This is a genomic window from Bradyrhizobium sp. WSM4872, from assembly GCF_055811715.1.
This window is the reverse complement of sequence record NZ_JBVVPT010000008.1, coordinates 184,359-201,133: the sequence shown is the minus strand read 5'-3', so window position 1 is coordinate 201,133 and position 16,775 is coordinate 184,359. Positions and strand designations below refer to the sequence as shown.

16 protein-coding genes are annotated in these 16,775 nt (G+C 64.9%); 8 read left to right on the top strand and 8 right to left on the bottom strand.

Annotated elements, in window-relative coordinates; genetic code table 11:
• Positions 1 to 3: 3 nt before the first annotated feature.
• Complete coding sequence (locus tag AC0L3C_RS14200; RefSeq protein ID WP_473408268.1) at positions 4 to 3,075, bottom strand: ATP-binding protein; 3,072 nt, start codon at positions 3,073 to 3,075, stop codon at positions 4 to 6.
• Positions 3,076 to 3,277: 202 nt separating this feature from the next.
• Between AC0L3C_RS14200 and AC0L3C_RS14195 the strand changes: the two genes are divergently transcribed.
• The gene (locus AC0L3C_RS14195) at positions 3,278 to 3,457 is read left to right on the top strand and encodes a hypothetical protein (RefSeq protein ID WP_473260448.1); all 180 of its coding nucleotides are present in this window, start codon (positions 3,278 to 3,280) and stop codon (positions 3,455 to 3,457) included.
• 204 nt (positions 3,458 to 3,661) lie between these two features.
• On the opposite strand, the gene AC0L3C_RS14190 is transcribed toward AC0L3C_RS14195, so the two are convergent.
• Positions 3,662 to 4,099, bottom strand: a complete 438-nt coding sequence (locus AC0L3C_RS14190; RefSeq protein WP_473260450.1) for a hypothetical protein — start codon at positions 4,097 to 4,099, stop codon at positions 3,662 to 3,664.
• A gap of 335 nt (positions 4,100 to 4,434) precedes the next feature.
• On the opposite strand from AC0L3C_RS14190, the gene glgC reads away from it, so the two are divergent.
• From glgC to AC0L3C_RS14175, 3 genes are all read left to right on the top strand, one after another.
• The gene (gene glgC, locus AC0L3C_RS14185) at positions 4,435 to 5,697 is read left to right on the top strand and encodes a glucose-1-phosphate adenylyltransferase (protein WP_007613273.1); all 1,263 of its coding nucleotides are present in this window, start codon (positions 4,435 to 4,437) and stop codon (positions 5,695 to 5,697) included.
• Positions 5,694 to 7,148, top strand: coding sequence for a glycogen synthase GlgA (glgA, locus tag AC0L3C_RS14180; RefSeq protein WP_473408267.1), 1,455 nt, complete (start codon positions 5,694 to 5,696; stop codon positions 7,146 to 7,148). Before glgC ends, glgA begins: the two co-directional genes overlap by 4 nt.
• A 244-nt stretch (positions 7,149 to 7,392) precedes the next feature.
• Positions 7,393 to 7,653 (top strand): SemiSWEET transporter, encoded by a 261-nt coding sequence (locus AC0L3C_RS14175; RefSeq protein ID WP_247500855.1) that lies wholly within the window; start codon positions 7,393 to 7,395, stop codon positions 7,651 to 7,653.
• 95 nt (positions 7,654 to 7,748) lie between these two features.
• Here the strand turns inward: AC0L3C_RS14175 and AC0L3C_RS14170 are convergent, their stop codons facing one another.
• Positions 7,749 to 8,543, bottom strand: coding sequence for a DODA-type extradiol aromatic ring-opening family dioxygenase (locus tag AC0L3C_RS14170; protein WP_473260454.1), 795 nt, complete (start codon positions 8,541 to 8,543; stop codon positions 7,749 to 7,751).
• Positions 8,544 to 8,701: 158 nt separating this feature from the next.
• On the opposite strand from AC0L3C_RS14170, the gene AC0L3C_RS14165 reads away from it, so the two are divergent.
• Positions 8,702 to 8,881, top strand: coding sequence for a hypothetical protein (locus tag AC0L3C_RS14165; RefSeq protein ID WP_027519499.1), 180 nt, complete (start codon positions 8,702 to 8,704; stop codon positions 8,879 to 8,881).
• A gap of 17 nt (positions 8,882 to 8,898) precedes the next feature.
• Here the strand turns inward: AC0L3C_RS14165 and AC0L3C_RS14160 are convergent, their stop codons facing one another.
• Positions 8,899 to 10,359, bottom strand: coding sequence for a carboxylesterase/lipase family protein (locus tag AC0L3C_RS14160; RefSeq protein ID WP_473279120.1), 1,461 nt, complete (start codon positions 10,357 to 10,359; stop codon positions 8,899 to 8,901).
• Positions 10,360 to 10,439: 80 nt separating this feature from the next.
• Positions 10,440 to 10,616, bottom strand: a complete 177-nt coding sequence (locus AC0L3C_RS14155) for a hypothetical protein (protein ID WP_245286308.1) — start codon at positions 10,614 to 10,616, stop codon at positions 10,440 to 10,442.
• Between the two features lie 261 nt (positions 10,617 to 10,877).
• On the opposite strand from AC0L3C_RS14155, the gene AC0L3C_RS14150 reads away from it, so the two are divergent.
• The 3 genes from AC0L3C_RS14150 to AC0L3C_RS14140 all read left to right on the top strand — a co-directional run bounded on the left by AC0L3C_RS14150 (position 10,878) and on the right by AC0L3C_RS14140 (position 14,365).
• Entirely contained in the window at positions 10,878 to 13,568 is a 2,691-nt protein-coding gene (locus AC0L3C_RS14150) for a flavin-containing monooxygenase (RefSeq protein ID WP_473408266.1), read from the top strand.
• A 130-nt stretch (positions 13,569 to 13,698) separates the two neighbouring features.
• Positions 13,699 to 13,971 (top strand): hypothetical protein, encoded by a 273-nt coding sequence (locus AC0L3C_RS14145; protein ID WP_473408265.1) that lies wholly within the window; start codon positions 13,699 to 13,701, stop codon positions 13,969 to 13,971.
• Positions 13,972 to 14,059: 88 nt separating this feature from the next.
• Positions 14,060 to 14,365, top strand: coding sequence for a hypothetical protein (locus AC0L3C_RS14140; RefSeq protein WP_473260468.1), 306 nt, complete (start codon positions 14,060 to 14,062; stop codon positions 14,363 to 14,365).
• A gap of 21 nt (positions 14,366 to 14,386) precedes the next feature.
• On the opposite strand, the gene AC0L3C_RS14135 is transcribed toward AC0L3C_RS14140, so the two are convergent.
• From AC0L3C_RS14135 to AC0L3C_RS14125, 3 genes are all read right to left on the bottom strand, one after another.
• Positions 14,387 to 14,542 (bottom strand): hypothetical protein, encoded by a 156-nt coding sequence (locus tag AC0L3C_RS14135; RefSeq protein WP_014493103.1) that lies wholly within the window; start codon positions 14,540 to 14,542, stop codon positions 14,387 to 14,389.
• Positions 14,543 to 14,657: 115 nt separating this feature from the next.
• Positions 14,658 to 15,173: a septal ring lytic transglycosylase RlpA family protein gene (locus AC0L3C_RS14130; protein ID WP_473260471.1), complete on the bottom strand. Its 516-nt coding sequence runs from the start codon at positions 15,171 to 15,173 to the stop codon at positions 14,658 to 14,660.
• Between the two features lie 349 nt (positions 15,174 to 15,522).
• Positions 15,523 to 16,773, bottom strand: a complete 1,251-nt coding sequence (locus tag AC0L3C_RS14125; RefSeq protein WP_473408264.1) for a DUF1501 domain-containing protein — start codon at positions 16,771 to 16,773, stop codon at positions 15,523 to 15,525.
• Positions 16,774 to 16,775 lie beyond the last annotated feature (2 nt).

Below are 16,775 nucleotides of genomic sequence, written 5' to 3'. Positions count from 1 at the left end.
CGATCACCGTCCCGCAATATCGGGCCGGGTGTGCCGGCCTGCGTCGAAAAAGGACGCCGAGCGCAGCGGATCGCCGGGATCAAGCGTCTCCGCCAGCGATGCGATCACCTGGCTGGAGCGGTCCCGCCACTTGGCAGCCCTTTGCGCTTGTCCGAGGCTCCCATAGAGCACCGCTGTCGTGCGATAAACGCGCCAGGCGGCGTGCGGCAGCCTGGTATGCCGGAGAATCGAAATGGCCGTCGACAAATGCGCGCCGGCGAGTTGCGTCTCCTGCTTCAGGATCGCAATTCTCGCCATGGCCTCGTAGCACAGCGCGAGAAACGGCCGGTCGGGTGCCGCGCTCGTCACCTCGTGAAACTGGCTGGCCGAACTCTGGGCGCGATCCAGATCGCCGGTCGCGATCCAATAGTCGCAGCAAGTGAGCCAATAATGGGGGATGACCAGCGACTCCATCGGCACCCGATCGACCTCCATTCGCCGCTCCATCGCATCGAGATGCTGCCGCGCCCGAGTGAGGTCGCCCATCTTGACATAAGCTCGCGCCAGCAGGTTCCTGCCAACGAAGAAGGTGAACGGATTGGCCTCGATCATCGGGCCGAGCGCATCCTCCGCACGCCGTGACGCGCTGCCATATTCCTCCGCCTCGGAATACAGCCATCCGATGGTGAGATGACACAGCGCGACGGCCTGCGGATTTGCATTCCGCTCCGAGATGGCCAACGCGGAGACGACGTTTCGTTGCGCCCGCCCCCATTCACCGAGATAAATCTGGGCAAACGCCTCGACCGATTCATAGAGCACGAACAGATAGACGTCACCGACCAGACGGGCGAGCTCCTTTCCCCTGGTCGTCGCATCGCAGCAGGCCGGATAATTCGCGCGCAGGAACTCCAGCACCATCTCCATCGAGCAGCGTCGCAGCCGCATGCTCAGATCCTGCTCTCCGGTGATCAGCGCCGACGCATGCTCGGCAAGATCCGCATTCTCGCGATCCCAGCCGCAGAGCATCAGCTTCAAATTGGCAACGTTCCCCTGCACCAGAGCGCTGAATGCCGCGTCGTCGATCGCCCTACTCTTGACAAGAGCCTGTTCCGCAACAGGCAGGCTCTGGCGTCGATCGACGTAGAGACAAAATCTGCTGAGATCGACCAGTGCGTTCACCTCTTCGCGCACGTGCCCGTTCTCCGCCGCGTGCGCGACGACTGCGTTGAGATCCTGCAGGGAATTCAGGAAATCTCCACTGGCTCGCCAGGCCCAGGCGCGCTGAAGCAGCAACTTCAGACGTGTCGTCACCCGAAACTCCGGCGGCAGATGCGGCACCAGTTCCAAAGCGCGGGACAGGTAATTGGCTGCCTCGCGCGTGCTGAACCTTCGCGCCGAGCCCTCGGCCGCCGCGCCCAGATAATGCATCGCTTTTGGGAAATCGCGGCCCAGTTCGAAGTGACGCGCGACAATGGCGGCGATCTCCGCAGCCTGCGGCCCATAGCCCTGCTCGAGCCCCGCCCCAAGCAGCACATGGGTTTTGGTGCGGCGCGCCGGCGCAAGCCGCTGATAGAGGAGCTCCTGGTAAAGCGCGTGCCGGAACGTATAGCGACCGGAGACGCCTCCGTTCGGCCACTCGGTCATGCCGGCCACGACGATAATGCGATCGGTCCGCGCCAGGTCCTCGCACATCTGCTCGACATCCAGCACGGGACGGTCGAGCGCACCGGCGATATGGAGCGCGGAAAACTCCGCTCCCGCCGCACTGGCGACCTCGAGCAGGCAGCGCTCGTCCACGGTGAGGTGATCGATCTGCTGCTTGATCATTCCTTCCAGATCGCCCGGCATGCTGTCATGCGAGGCCGCGTCTTCGCTGACCAGCCGCCAGCCCAATTCGTGCTCGACAAGCGCGCCCTGCGCCACGAGATGATCGAGCAGAGACGACACGAACAGAGGATGCCCGCCGGTTCGCGCGAAGATACGCTCGACCAGCTCTTTGGCAAAATCGGCCGAGCTGAAGCGCAGGGACAGATAGCGCTCGACGTCGGTCCCGGTCAGTCGATCGAGCGCGAGCTCGGTGGCGTGTCCATGAATCCGCAAGTCCTGGTGAACCGCACGGATGGGATGTCCGCCGACGGCGACTTCCATCGGCCGGTAGGTGGCCAGCACGAGGATTGCCGCCCTCCGATCCCGCCGTGCCAGCCGGGAGAGCACATCCACGGTGGCAAAGTCGCTCCAGTGCAGATCTTCCAGGATGATCACCCATGGCCGGCTGACGGCGAGATGTTCCATGAGATCGGCAAATTCGCGCAGCATGCGCTCCCGGGTTGCGCCAAAGACCTCGCGCTGGAATGCGGCCCGGTCTGCTTCGCCGAGGAATCCGGGCATTTGTGCGAGCCAGGTCGGCGCGTGCTCGCGGATCGACGTCAGCAGCGATGCTCCATCGGTTCGACGGCAGCACTCGTTCAGGGCTCCGATCAGCGGAAGAAAGGCCTCATGGGTGCCGAACAACTCGTTGCAGCTACAGTGCAGCACGCCCAGTCCCTGCTGGTTCATCCTGTCGAGCGTCATTTGCAAGAGGGTGGTCTTGCCGATCCCGGCCTCGCCGGTGATGAAGACGACCTGACGCTGTCCGGTACGGGCGAGTTGCAACGCCTTGTCCAGCGTATCGAGTGCCCCGTTGCGCCCGACCCTCCAGTGCCGGCGTCGATCGACCACCTGCTCCGTGGCGGACGCCGCCTCCTCCTCGGCCGCCCGCTCGGCCGCAGGCAAGTCGGCGGTCGCGACCGAAGCGATGAAGCGATAGCCGCGCCGCGTGACGGTCTCGATGTAATTGGGCGATTGCCTGTCGTCGCCGAGCACCGAGCGGAGCGCGTTCACGGCAACCGCGAGGCTCGACTCGCTGACGTGGAGATCGGACCAGACCGCGTCGAGCAACTCTTCCTTGGTGACGAGCTCACCGGGCCGACCGACAAGATGGCAAAGAACCTCGAACGGCTTCGGCGCCAGCGCGATCCGCTCCCCGCCTCGCCACAATAGCGCGTTGGCCCGGTCGAGGCGGAATTCACCAAAGGCAAGCGCGTCTGTACGCACGGCTCCAACCCCCGGATGCTCCCCCACCTTAAGGGAAAGCTCAGCCAAATGTAAGGACGCGATAAAGACCTGCGCCCTGCGCCGGCACTAGCATTGGCCTGTCCATTTCAGAGACGCCGGCAAGGCGTCGGACGGCCTTTTCATCACGCTGTCATTTCCGTCGACAGGCAGTCGATGCCTGAAATTTGGCAAGGAGTTGGCCATGAGCATTTTAAGACATTTGGCGATCCCGCCTCTCGCTTTTGCCCTTCGCCATTACGACGTCAGGGTCATATTGAGCCTCACAGTCCTCAGCCGCATCTTCCTCCTCGCCATCTATCTTGCGTGCGGCGGCCCGGGCCTGTCCGGGCCCGACCTCGCCAACACCATCGCCCTGCCATGAGGTCGGGACCGCTCGAATGGTGCATCGAGATCGCGATCATCGTCGCGATCTGCATCGGGATTGTCGTGGGAGGGCATGGCCGGCTCGTCGTGCCGCATCACCGGGTTCAACGCGCGCAAGCCGATCGGGCCGCTTGCGTCCAGCGGCCCTCAAACCCCTCCAGCGTCGTCGCCCTGCGGCGAGCGGGTCCACCCGTTTGATCGATCACCAATACGCGCGGTGATAGTGCCGGTAATACGGCCGGTAGTAGCCGTAACGAGGGCCGAAATACGGACGGTAAGGCCGATAGTAGCGCGGATAGGCATAGGCCGGACCATAGCCGTAATAGGCCGGCGCATAACCATAGCCATAGCCGTAGCCCGGGTATCCGTAGCCGCCGTAGTAGGGCCCACCGCCATAGTAGCCATAGCCGTAAGGCGCGCTGCTGGCGATGGCACCTGCGATGATCGCGCCAGCGGCAAGGCCGCCGAGACCCCATCCAAATCCTCGGCCGCGCCAGTGCACCTGCGTGACATCATCGCCAACGGCGGCCTTCATGGTTGCGACATTGGTGGGCAGCGGAGCCGCCGCCGCCTGCTGAATTCCCCCCGCCATCACCGCTGCGGCGAGCGAACCGGCAACTGCCGTTTTCCAGACCCTCATCGTCTTACTCCTTTCTGACGTTTGGCTTGGAGATGGATCGCAGCGCCATCATCGGGCATCCTGGCGCGAGGTCAAAGCCTCGAGTTTTGCGTGCACCGCACAAGACACATGCCTCCATTCTGATCAACCGGTATCCGACGGGCTCGACAACCTCGCCGCGTGTGACACCGGCAAGACGGTGCCTGGGGCCCGATCACCGCGGCAAAGCATTAAGCTTCCGGCGCATTCGCAACCAACAACCACCTTCCCGATTTACTATTCGTGCCGTTACTATCGGTTCCAAATGTGCGCGGCCGGGAGGCTTCTCGCGAGCGCCAGAGTTGTGGGAGAATGACATGAGTGCCGCGAGACCCGAGCCGCTTGCCCGTCAGGCGCTGGCGTTCGTCCTGGCCGGCGGACGCGGCAGCCGGCTCCTGGAGCTGACCGACCGGCGTGCCAAGCCCGCGGTCTATTTCGGCGGAAAATCCCGCATCATCGATTTCGCGCTGTCGAACGCGGTGAACTCTGGCATCCGTCGCATCGCAGTCGCGACCCAGTACAAGGCGCACAGCCTGATCCGGCACCTTCAGATGGGCTGGAACTTCTTCCGTCCCGAACGCAACGAGAGCTTCGACATCCTCCCCGCGAGCCAGCGCGTCTCCGAAAACATGTGGTATGTCGGCACGGCCGATGCGGTCTACCAGAACATCGACATCATCGAATCCCACGCCTGCCGCTTCATCGTGGTTCTCGCCGGCGACCATATCTATAAAATGGATTACGAGGTGATGCTGCGCCAGCATGTCGACAGCGGCGCCGACGTTACCGTCGGCTGCCTGGAGATGCCGCGCCAGGAATCTTCCGGCTTCGGCATCATGCATATCGACGAGAACGGCTGGATCAAAGAATTCCTGGAAAAGCCGAAAGATCCGCCGCCGATGCCGGGCAAGCCGGACGTCTCGCTGGCCAGCATGGGCATCTACGTGTTCGACGCGAAATTCCTGTTCGAGGAGCTCAAGCGCGACGCCGAGGATCCGAACTCCAACCACGATTTCGGCAAGGACATCATCCCCTACCTCGTCAAGAACGGCCGCGCCATGGCGCACCAGTACTCGACCTCCTGCGTCCGCTCCGGCAGCGACCCCCGCGCCTATTGGCGCGACGTCGGCACGGTCGACGCCTATTGGGCCGCCAATATCGACCTCACCGACGTGGTCCCCGAACTCGATTTGTTCGACAGCGCCTGGCCGATCTGGTCGTACTCGGAGATCACACCGCCGGCAAAATTCGTCCACGACGAGGAGAGCCGGCGCGGCCAGGCCGTGAGCTCGCTGGTCTCGGGCGGTTGCATCATTTCCGGCGCCTCGCTGCGGCGCTCGCTGCTGTTCACCGGCGTGCGCGTCAACTCCTACGCCAATGTCGAGAACGCCGTGATCATGCCCTACGTCAATGTCGGCCGCGGCGCGCGCCTGAAGAACGTCGTGATCGATCGCGGCGTCGAGATCCCGGAAGGGCTCGTCGTCGGCGAGGATCCCGAGTTGGATGCAAGACGCTTCCGCACCACCGAGCAGGGCATTTCGCTCATCACCCAGCCGATGCTCGACAGGCTCAATACATGACGCCTGTTCGCGTCCTCGCGGTCGCCTCTGAGGTCTATCCCATCGTCAAGACCGGCGGCCTCGCCGATGTCGCGGGCGCGCTGCCGATCGCGCTGAAGGCGCATGGCGTCGAGATGCGTACGCTGATGCCGGGCTATCCGGACGTGATGCGGGTGCTGGGGGGAGCCGACGAAATCCGGCGCTGGCCGGATTATTTCGGCGGACCCGGGCGTCTGCTCGCCGGCTCGCATGACGGCCTCGATCTGTTCGTGCTCGACGTGCCGCATCTCTACGCGCGTCCTGGCAACCCTTACGTGACGCCCGAAGGCGTCGACTGGGCGGACAACGGCGTGCGGTTCGCCGCGCTGTCGCGCATCGCTGCCGATATCGGCCACGGCCTCGTTCCCGCCTTCGTGCCTGACGTGGTGCATGCCCATGACTGGCAGGCCGGGCTGGCGCCGGCCTATCTGCACTACGACAACCGGCCGCGGCCCGCCACCGTGATGACCATCCACAACATGGCCTATCAGGGCAAGTTCGCGCCCGAGCTGATCGGTTCGATTGGCCTGCCCTGGCGCGCCTTCGGCGTCAACGACCTCGAATATTTCGGCGGCATCAGTTTTTTGAAGGCGGGCCTGCAATTCGCTGATCGCATCACCACGGTCTCGCCGACCTATGCGCAGGAGATCCAGACCGACGAGGGCGGCATGGGGTTCGGCGGCCTGCTTCGCGCCCGCGCCAACGTGCTGAGCGGAATCCTCAACGGCATCGATGTATCCGTTTGGAATCCGCAAGAAGATCCGCACATCGCCTACCGCTTCGGCGCGGAGGACCTCACGTTCCGGGCCGCCAACAAGGCGGTGCTTCAGCAACAGTTCAATCTGGATTCCTCGGACGAAGCGCCATTGCTCGGCGTCATCAGCCGCCTGTCGTGGCAGAAGGGGCTCGATCTCCTGCTCGAAGTGATTCCGACCATTTTGCGCGAAGGCATGCAGCTCGCGCTGCTCGGCAGCGGCGACCGCGATCTGCAGGATCGCTATCAGGCCGTTGCGCGCGCGAACCCCGGCCGCATCGGGGTCGTGATCGGCTATGACGAGATCATGGCCCATCTGATCCAGGCCGGCTCGGACGCGCTCATCGTGCCCTCGCGGTTCGAGCCATGCGGCCTGACCCAGCTCTGCGCGCTGCGCTACGGCGCCGTGCCCATCGTTTCGCGGGTCGGCGGCCTCGAGGATACCATCGTCGATATCGGCGAGGCCGATAAAACGGGCCACGATGCCACCGGCTTCAAGTTCGCACCCGTGACAGCGGATGCCCTCGCCGGCACGCTGCGCAAGGCCAACATCGCCTTTCACGACAAGCTGACCTGGCGCCGGCTGCAACTGAGCGGCCTTGCGACCGACGTGTCCTGGCGCAACCGCGCCGGCGACTATGCCGCGCTCTATCGCGGCCTCGTGACGGCGCGTGCCTGAGGAGACAGGCGTGTCGCTTTGAATAGCGTTCCTGCGGGCCCATCCTTCGAGACGCCCGTTCCGCGAGCTCCTCAGGATGAGGGCGGAGTACGCGGCAGCGATTTTGACAGCCCCGGTGCTGCTTGGCCTCATCCTGAGGAGGCGCGTAAGCGCCGTCTCGAAGGACGAGGCGCGCGCACAGGCTGTCGCCTGGATCGCCGTTCCAGACCCATCACCATCGTCGAATCAATGCTATAGAGCCGTCATGGACCCGTTCTTGATCAAGCTGATCGGCTTTGCCGCCGCGACCTGCACCACCGTGGCCTACGCGCCGCAAGCCATCAAAGTGTGGAAGACCCGCTCCACCGGCGATATTTCGCTCGGCATGTTCCTGGTCATGGTGCTGGGGCTGGCGCTCTGGCTCGTCTACGGCCTGCTGTCGGGCGATGCGCCCCTCGTCGCCGCCAACGCCGTCACCATGGTGCTCGCCGGCGGCATCCTGTTCATGAAGCTGAAATACGGATGAGCTCGGAGCTGCGTAGGGCGGATTAGCCGAAGGCGTACTCCGCCGCCTTCACTGCCGCCGATGGTGGATTACGCTTAGCTAATCCACCCTACGATTCATCCGAACACGTACGACGCCATCGCGACATTCGCGACCTCGTCGACGAAGACGCGCTTGCCCACGTCGCTGCCGGCGGCGCCGGCGGCCACCATCAGCGGCAGCAGATGATCCTCGCGCGGATGGGCCAGGCGCGCGCTCGGTGCGTTCTCCCAGTCAACCAGCATCGCATTGCGGCGCGCCGCATCCTTGTGGCTGATCGCCTCGTTCAGATAGGCCTCGAAATCATACGAGACCGGCTTCGACTCCGCGCGGCCGAACCCGCGCATGTTGTGATAGGTCAGCCCGCTGCCGACAATCAGAATGCCTTCGTCCCGCAGTGAAGTAATCGCCTGCCCCACCCTGATGTGCTCGGCCGGATCGTAACTCGATCTCAGCGACAGCAGCACGATCGGCATGTCGGCGTTCGGATACATCAGCCCGAGCGGCACGAAGGTGCCGTGATCGAACCCCTGGTTGGGATCCTCCCGGCAATCGACGCCCGCGCGAACGAGCAGCGCCTTCACCTCCGCGGCGAGCTCGGGCCGCCCCGGCGCGGGATATTTGAGGTGATAGGTGTGCTCGGGGAAACCGTGATAGTCGTACACCATCGGCGGATGCGCCGAGGTGGACACGGTGAAGGCGTCAGCCTCCCAATGTCCTGTGATGACGAGCACGGCCTTGGGCTTCTCCGGCAAGAGCTGCGGCAGCCGGCCGAACGCCTCGGCGGTCTTCGCATATTGCACCCGCCTGTCTTCCATGAAGGGCCAGGGACCGCCGCCATGCGACAGGAAGAAGGTCGGAAATCGCACCATGGGCGAAGGCTCGTTTCATTGGCGACATGCGCGTGCGGGCTGCCCGCGCGATCGGCCGCGAGCATAGGCAAACCCGTATGGTTAGCAAGACGTTAACGATTTTCCGCCCAGAATCCCGGGCGTAGCCGAAGGAGTCGGCCAGCAGCCAGGGACGTGAAATGAAGAAGTTTGCGTTGGGGGACGTCGTCAACAGTGACAAGGGCCGCCGCGGCGTCGTTCGCGCCGCCTACAGGTCGAAGGAAGGCCAGCAGTTCTACGCCGTCGAGAAAGACGGCGCGATGGATTATCTGGAGGAAGACCGGCTGAGCCCGGCGCCGCGGGTCGAGCTCGCGGCTTAAGTCCAACTCAACCTGCCCTAACGCCCGAACCGGTCGAGGCGCTCCGACCAGGGGTCGTCTCCGCTCGCGATGCGATCGTTCGCGATCAGCAGCAGGCGATCGCTACCTGCAGCCGCGTCCCAATGGGGCAGGTCCGGACTGTTGGGATCGCCGCTCCTGGCGAAATTGATCCAGTAGGCACGCATGCGATTTGCGACCTCGCGATCGGCTCGTGACAAGATGCCCGCACCTGGCATGCCTTCGACGCCGAAGATGAACTGCAATTCTCGCCCGTGACCGCCCTCGGCGTTTGCGCGCCGTGCCTCCGGCACATAGGCAAAGCGATATCGAAAGCTCGGCGCACCGCTTGCAGCATGCAGGCGCGCCAGCAATCTTACCGGCTCGGAGAACACCCTGTCGGTGTAGAACCTTGCCGCGCGGCCGGAAGGTCTGGCGAGGTCCGGATAGAGCCTGCGCAGCTCATCGCTGGTGGTGCCTGACGATGCCAGCTCTTCCCGGATATCCAGCTCGCCGTCGAAACCGGTCTCGTCGTCGTTCGAGCCGATGATCAGGGGAATGCGGCTCTCATGTCCGGCCGCGAAGCCCGCGGCGACCTCCTCGCTCACCAGACGTCCATCGATCGTCGGCCCGAAGCTGCGCGGCGATTTTTCCAACAGATGCTTTTCGACGGCAAGCAGGCGCTGCGGTTCGGTTGTGCGTAAGTCGGCCTGTCGCCCCAGCGCCGCCACGAATTGCCGGCCCACAATCTCGGCCTCTTGTGCCGAACGCAGGCGCGCACGGCCGGGGATCGATTGCAGAATGGCTTTCCGGAAGAGATCGCGCGATTGCTCAGACAGCATCAGCAGCGCGATCGAGGTCGCGCCTGCGCCACTGCCGAACAAGGTGACGTTGGTGGGATCGCCGCCGAAGGCCGCGATGTTGTCGTGCACCCAATGCAGCGCCGCGATCTGGTCCATCAGGCCGTAATTGCCGGAGCCATCTTCCGACAGCGCGGGATCGCTGAGCCAGCCGAACGCGCCGAGGCGAAAATTCACCGTCACCACGATGAGGCCGGCCTGCGCGAGCCTGGCACCGTCGAACAGCGGATCGTTCGCGGTGCCGCTGACGAAAGCACCGTCGTGGATGAACATCATCACCGGCAGCGGGCCGTCGACCCCGAACGGCCGGAACACGTTCAGCGTCAGGCAATCCTCGCTTGATCCCGGCAGCGACGGCTGAAGACACGGCGCGCCATACGCATAGGCGGTGCGCATCTCCGAACTCTCGGGCGCGGCCTGCGGCGGACGCCAGCGCAGCGGCCCGATCGGCGCGGCCGCATAAGCCAGCCCCTTGAACGAGGCTACTTCGCCTTCGACGGCGCCAAGCATCTGTCCTTCGCGCGTCAGCGCAAATGGAAACTGGCCGACCGGCTGGGCCACGGCCGGGCCGGCGCAACAGAGGACCAGAGACGTCGCAAAAAGCGCGAACACGGACCGCATCTTCGGAGCATCTCGATGCGCGGAAGGATTTGAGCAGGTTATGTCCGTGGCCCGCTGCGAGGCAAGCGCCGCGGCTGCGCCTAGCTCCGCTTGGCGGCAAGCTCCGCCAGTGCGTGGCGTGCGATGATGCCGAGCTCACCGAGCGTGGTGTGACCGGACCGCGCCGCCTCGATCAGCCGCTCGGCGATGAACCTGCGGCTGTCGTGATCACCGCCGTGCGGCAGTTGGCGGCACGTCTCCTCCAGGACAACGTCCATGTTCGCTTTGGTCCGCTCACTCAACTCTGTCATGACGCCCTGAGAACGCGTGGCTTGTAGCCGCAAGCATACACAGACGGATCGTACATGATTAGCCCGGGTAATCACGGCCATTGTGCATCGCGATGCGTGCATTGAAGCAACGTTCGCGCAGCCACGATGACGCCGCAAACGGCCACCGAAGATTGCACTTGTTCTGATGACAAGCCGAACCTGCAGCGATAGCCTGCCGGCAAAACAAAACACACGGGAGGAAATGCCATGCCTGATGCAATGGTTGCTGCACGTGCCTCTGTCGCGGGGCGCGGAACCAGTCAGCAGGTCGATGTCGCCGTGGTCGGTGCCGGATTTGCCGGCCTCTATCTTCTCCACCGGCTGCGCAAGGCCGGCCTCACGGCAGTAGGCCTCGAAGAAGCCGGCGATGTCGGCGGCACCTGGTACTGGAACCGATATCCCGGCGCGCGCTGCGATATCCAGACCATCGACTACAGCTACACCTTCGATCCCGACCTCGAGACCGCCTGGACCTGGTCGGAGAAATACGCGACCCAGCCCGAAATCCTGCGCTATCTCGGCTTCGTCGCCGACCGCTACGATCTCAGGCCTGACATCCGCTTCAAGACCAAGGTCACCGAAGCGAAATGGGACGAGGCGACCGAACGCTGGCAGCTGACCACCGACAATGGCGCGCCGGTCTCCTGCCGCCATTACATCATGGCCACCGGCTGCCTCTCGGCGCCGAAGCCGCCGGAGATCGACGGCGTCAAGGACTTCAAGCGCGAGGTCTATTTCACCGGACGCTGGCCGCATGACGGCGTCAATCTCGCGGGAAAACGCGTCGCGGTAATCGGCACGGGATCGTCGGCCATTCAGTCGATCCCGCTGATCGCCGAGCAGGCCGCACACCTGACCGTGTTCCAGCGCACGCCGAATTTCGCATTGCCGGCCCATAACGGCCCTGCGCCTTCCGATCGCATGAGCCTGCTGCAAGGCGATCGCGCGGCCTATCGCGAGCAGGCGCGCCAGTCCATGGCCGGCGTGCCCTATCCGCAGCAGACGGTCGTGAGCTGGCAATTGAGCGATGCCGAACGTCGTGAGCGGTTCGAACGCGCCTGGGCGGCTGGCGACCTCATCCACATCCTGACCCAGCTCTGGGCCGACCAGGCGGTGGACATCGACGGCAACAAGATCGTCCAGGACCTGATCCGCGAGAAGATCCGCGCTGCCGTCATAGACCCCGAGACCGCCGCGGCGCTGGTCCCAGACGATCACCCGTTCGGCGCCAAACGCCCCTGCCTCGATACCAACTATTACGCGACCTACAACCGGCCGAACGTCACGCTGGTCAATCTGCGCCAGGAGCCGATCAAGGCGATCACCGCCAGTGGGATTACCACGGCCAAGCGCAGCATCGACGTGGACGTGATCGTGTTCGCGACGGGCTTCGACGCCATGACCGGCGCGATCCGCGCCGTGCATCCGATCACCGGACGTGGCGGCAAGTCGCTCACCGACGTCTGGGCGCAGGGGCCGCAGAGCTATCTCGGGCTCACCGTCGCAGGCTTTCCGAACTTCTTCATGATCACCGGACCCGGCAGCCCGTCGGTGCTGTCGAACATGGCGGTGTCGATCGAGCAGCATGTCGACTGGGTCGTCGACCGCCTCGCAGCATTGCGCGACGCCGGGTTCACCACGATCGAGCCGACGGAGACGGCGCAGGCCGGCTGGAACAGGCACATGGCCGACTGCTCGATGGTGACGCTGCACCGGCTCGCCAACACCTGGTACACGGGCGCCAACGTGCCCGGCAAGGTGCAGGGCCTGATGCCCTATACCGGCGGCGTCGGTCCCTATCGCAGCATCTGCGACGAGGTGGTCAGCCGCGGCATGCTCGGCTTCAAGCTGACCGGTCCCAACGTCGCCGCGCAATGCAATGACGGCGAGGTGGTGCGCCTCCAGCCCGATGTGCGGCTGGTGCTCAACCTGCTGGCATCGCTCAACCTGCCGCCGATCGAGTCGATGGGTGCGCAAGGCGCCTGCGCCTTCGTCAATGAGTTCAACAAGGGCCGTCCCGCCGGACGGCCGATCGGCGAGATCGTCGACGGCACGCTGCCCGGCGCCGACGGTCCCTTGCCTTATCGGGTCTATAAGCCGGCAACATCAGGGCCGCATCCCGTGGTGGTCTATTTCCACGGCGGCGGCTGGGTGCTCGGCGACGAGCAGTCGGACGAGCCGTTCTGCCGCGACATGGTGCGGCGGACCGGCATGATGCTCGTCAGCGTCGGCTATCGTCATGCGCCCGAGCATCGTTTCCCGGCCGCGGCCGAAGACGGCTATGCGGCGACGCGCTGGATTGCCGAGCACGCCGCCGCGCGCGGCGGCAGGCCGGGCCCGGTGCTGGTCGCGGGCTGGAGCGCCGGCGGCAACATCGCCGCCGTCACCTGCCAGCTTGCACGCGATCGCGGCGGCCCTGAGATCGCGGGCCAGCTCCTGATCTGCCCGGTCACCGACTGCACTTTCGACCGCCCCTCCTACAACGACAATGCGACCGGCTATTTCCTGACCCGCTCGCTGATGTACTGGTTCTGGGACCTCTATTGCTCGCCGGCCGACCGCACCGATCCGCGCGCCTCGCCGCTCCGCGGCAAGGTCGCAGGCCTGCCGCCGGCCTTCGTCGTCACCTGCGAATTCGATCCGCTGCGCGACGAAGGCATCGCCTATGCCGAGGCGATGGCAGCCGCCGGCGTCCCGGTCGAGCAGCTCAAGGCGCCCGGTCATTTCCATTCGTCCTTCACGATGGTGGACGTGATCATCACCGGCGCGCCGGGCCGGGTGCAGATGGCCGAGGCCTTGCGGCGGTTCGCCGGGCTGCCGCCCAAAGTTGGTCGCGGCGATGAGACCAGCCACGGCCGCACCAATCCCGGACAGAGGATCGCGGCGGCCGCGAGCTGAAAGCGAACAATTGGCCGGGAACTATTTCCCGGTCATGGCGTTTGGTGCTGTGGCATTGAGATGCAGTAATCGGTGTAGGCCCCGGTACGCACGATCGTGTGCCGGGGTTCTTTTTGCGTGAGGCGGGACGATGGGGGACGTGGTTGCGGATTCAAAGGTCGATTTTGGTGTCCTTGCGGTGCTGCATAAATGGCCATCGCTTGCGAACCAGCGACGGTCGGACCGAGCGTCCTACCAGGTGATCGAGGGCACGCTCGACGAATGCATCTCGGCGTTCATGGCGAAACCGGCGGCGACCAGGCATCTCTATGAGATCCGCACGATCGCGCAGCCGCCGCTGGTCACCGACATCCTCTCGCCCGAGCACATCACGGAGCTGGCGCGGCTGAGAGAATTTCTCTGATCCCCGCAGAAGCACCGGCTGAGCGCAGGAACCTTCTTCCGGTTTTTCCCGTTGATGGTGATCGGAGACGAAGGCGTGAGTGCCTCACATGCTTGAAGCCGGCGTGCCAGCCCCGGTCGTGCCCTATGGCGCAGACCAGACCCTGTTCGTGGTGATCGATCGCCTCGACAAGGCGACCGAAATCCCTATCGAGCGAAGCGATCTCGACGCCACGATCGGCGAGCTTGTCGCCGGCTGCTTCAACGACCCCGTCAGGGTCATCTCGTTCAACACGCTCGAGCACTGGATGAAGGATATCTCGACCGAGGTCGCCGGCGAGATTCGGGCGCGCTGTGACATCGATGGCGTGACGCTACCCGATTATCTCAGCGACTTCGTCGAGAGCCACAGCTGAGCGTGCATGGGATGATGAAAATCAGGCGCGCCGGTACTTGCCGGCGATGACCTCGATCTCGCGGCGGCGTTCGCCCGCGAAGGTCAGGAGCTTTTCGATCGTCAATGTATCCGTGATCCGTTTGGCCAGCCGCTCGGCGCGTGCGGCCTGATCTTCAAGATACTGGATCGTGTTCAAACGCCGCCCCCCAAGAGCTCCGATTAGGAGTCCCCAATTGTTTGGGTATCCATGGTGCGCTGGTGGCGCCTAACAGCCGGTTAAGCAGAGCGTTTCGGATCGATGTCACTGCAAATTATTGCACCACGTCGAGCCGGACATTGGTGACACCCTTGTCGACCATGCCGAGCGCCTCGGCCGCGGAGGGAGAGATGTCGACCACACGTCCGCGAACGTAGGGCCCGCGATCGTTGATCCTGACGGTGACGAAGCGGCCGGATGAGACATCGGTGACGCGCAGCTTTGTGCCGAACGGCAGGCTGGGATGGGCCGCGGTCAATTCGTTCTTGTCGAACCTCTCGCCGCTCGCCGTCTCCGTATCCGAATAGAAGCTGGCGATGCCGTGCGAGACGCTTTGCTTTGCGTCACCGCCGGGGACGCGCGCCCGGCTGATCGGACGGGGATGCAGCGCCGCCACCCTGTGCGGTCGTTCTACAGCGGCTTGGCGGTGGGTGCCGAGATCGGCCTTCTGACGGCCGACGGGCGATTGCGCACACGCCGCAAGCGACGCCGCGCCGATGATGGCGAGCAGTATCCGGCACAGGGTTGCCGGCGAAATCCGGGCATTTTCGGCACGTGCAAATCGAGACATGATGCGCCCTCCGAACGGCCCCGAGTTTCGGTGGGCAATGAGGGCAGAACCTTGTCGGAACGAAAGCGCGCCTGAGGCCGCAGCCGTTTCGGGTTTAGCTGTGGCGATTCCACCACACTGGCTTGTCCTGAATCGAGACAGACTCCCGGGAGAAGCCCGATACGACGCGCCAGACCGTCGGGCGCGTCTCCGGCTGAACCTCGCCAGGCTCGGCGCCACCCCTCGAGAGCCGCGCGAGCTCGCGCCGATAGAGCCACGGCCAGCTGGTTTTCAAGCTGGCGAGTAAGTCGAGCTCCCGTTGTGTCAGCATGCACATCATGAACCCGATCCGGTTGCGAAAGCCGCGTCGTCAGCCGACGAGGCCTCCCATCGGTTTGACGTCAGCGCTGCCGGGGAAGACGGCGTCTGCGAGCACCTTCTCGTCGACGCGCAGGTGATCCCTCAGCAGGCCCTTCAACACCGCGCGCAAATCCGTGGTCGGCCTGAGATCGCGATCCTCGAAGAGCTGCGCCGGCTTCAGACCCGGCCAGTCCGCGATCACGCGGCCACCGTTGAGCCCGCCGCCGATCAGGAAAGCGACCGTGCCCGTGCCGTGGTCGGTGCCCTGAGTCCCGTTGATGCGCGCGGTTCGCCCGAACTCGGTGACAACGGCCACGACCGTTTCGCGCCACGTCTCACCCATGTTGCTCTCGATCGCGGCAAAGGCGCCGTCGAGCGCGCCGAGCAGATTGTAGAGCTGGCCCGAGGCCGCGCCCTCGGCGATGTGCGTATCCCAGCCGACGAAGCCCATGGCGCCGACACGCGGACCGTCGGGCTTGGCGAGATAGCGCGCGGCCGTGCCGGCGGCTTCGGCGAAGTAGGCGCGGACGCGCGCGATGCCGGGCGGCGCCAAGGTCGGATCGTCGGACATCGGATCGCCCGGGCCCGATGCGCCGCCGAGCGAAGCGAGCTTCATGCGGGCCTGGAGCACGGTCGCAAGCTTCGGATCGGTGTGCTGGTAGAGATCGAGCAGGCGGTTCTGGGTGTCCTCGCTCGCCGGCAACAATCGCTGCGGCACCCATGTCATGACGGGCGCCGAACCGCGCACCACCAGCGGCGTCACGGAACCGATGCCGAGCGCGCGGCTGCCGCGCGGGTCGACACGCCCGCCGGATTCCAGCGCGAGCAGCGCGCGGTTGAGCCATCCCGAGCTGGTCATGCCCGGCTTGACGAGCCCGCTTTCCAGCACGTCCTGGCCGTCGAAATGCGAACGCTCGCGATAGGGCGTCGCGGTGGCATGGACGATCGCAGCCTTGCCGCTCTTGTAGAGCCGATGCAGGTTCGGCATCGCCGGATTGAGCGCGAAGAAGGCATCGAGCGGCAGCGCCGGCGTCTTGCCGTCCAGCACCAGCGCACGATCGCCGCGCAAGGAGATCCAGTCGGGATCGCCGACCGGCGCAACCGCGCCCAGGCCGTCGAGCGCGCCGCGCAGCACGATGACCAGCAGGCGCGGATCGCGCCCTTCTGCGCGCGCGATCCGCGGCATCTGGCTCCACGCGAACAGCGCGCCGGATCCGACCAGAAGCTCGCGCCGCGTGGGCAAGTGATTGACGACGCCCATGC

Bases quoted from the DNA above. Each gene is read 5' to 3' on its own strand.
- AC0L3C_RS14195 (WP_473260448.1), top strand. From the start codon at position 3,278: ATGAGCATTTTAAGACATTTGGCGATCCCGCCTCTCGCTTTTGCCCTT.
- AC0L3C_RS14190 (WP_473260450.1), bottom strand. From the start codon at position 4,099: ATGAGGGTCTGGAAAACGGCAGTTGCCGGTTCGCTCGCCGCAGCGGTG.
- glgC (WP_007613273.1), top strand. From the start codon at position 4,435: ATGAGTGCCGCGAGACCCGAGCCGCTTGCCCGTCAGGCGCTGGCGTTC.
- glgA (WP_473408267.1), top strand. From the start codon at position 5,694: ATGACGCCTGTTCGCGTCCTCGCGGTCGCCTCTGAGGTCTATCCCATC.
- AC0L3C_RS14175 (WP_247500855.1), top strand. From the start codon at position 7,393: ATGGACCCGTTCTTGATCAAGCTGATCGGCTTTGCCGCCGCGACCTGC.
- AC0L3C_RS14170 (WP_473260454.1), bottom strand. From the start codon at position 8,543: ATGGTGCGATTTCCGACCTTCTTCCTGTCGCATGGCGGCGGTCCCTGG.
- AC0L3C_RS14165 (WP_027519499.1), top strand. From the start codon at position 8,702: ATGAAGAAGTTTGCGTTGGGGGACGTCGTCAACAGTGACAAGGGCCGC.
- AC0L3C_RS14160 (WP_473279120.1), bottom strand. From the start codon at position 10,359: ATGCGGTCCGTGTTCGCGCTTTTTGCGACGTCTCTGGTCCTCTGTTGC.
- AC0L3C_RS14155 (WP_245286308.1), bottom strand. From the start codon at position 10,616: ATGGACGTTGTCCTGGAGGAGACGTGCCGCCAACTGCCGCACGGCGGT.
- AC0L3C_RS14150 (WP_473408266.1), top strand. From the start codon at position 10,878: ATGCCTGATGCAATGGTTGCTGCACGTGCCTCTGTCGCGGGGCGCGGA.
- AC0L3C_RS14145 (WP_473408265.1), top strand. From the start codon at position 13,699: ATGGGGGACGTGGTTGCGGATTCAAAGGTCGATTTTGGTGTCCTTGCG.
- AC0L3C_RS14140 (WP_473260468.1), top strand. From the start codon at position 14,060: ATGCTTGAAGCCGGCGTGCCAGCCCCGGTCGTGCCCTATGGCGCAGAC.
- AC0L3C_RS14130 (WP_473260471.1), bottom strand. From the start codon at position 15,173: ATGTCTCGATTTGCACGTGCCGAAAATGCCCGGATTTCGCCGGCAACC.
- AC0L3C_RS14125 (WP_473408264.1), bottom strand. From the start codon at position 16,773: ATGGGCGTCGTCAATCACTTGCCCACGCGGCGCGAGCTTCTGGTCGGA.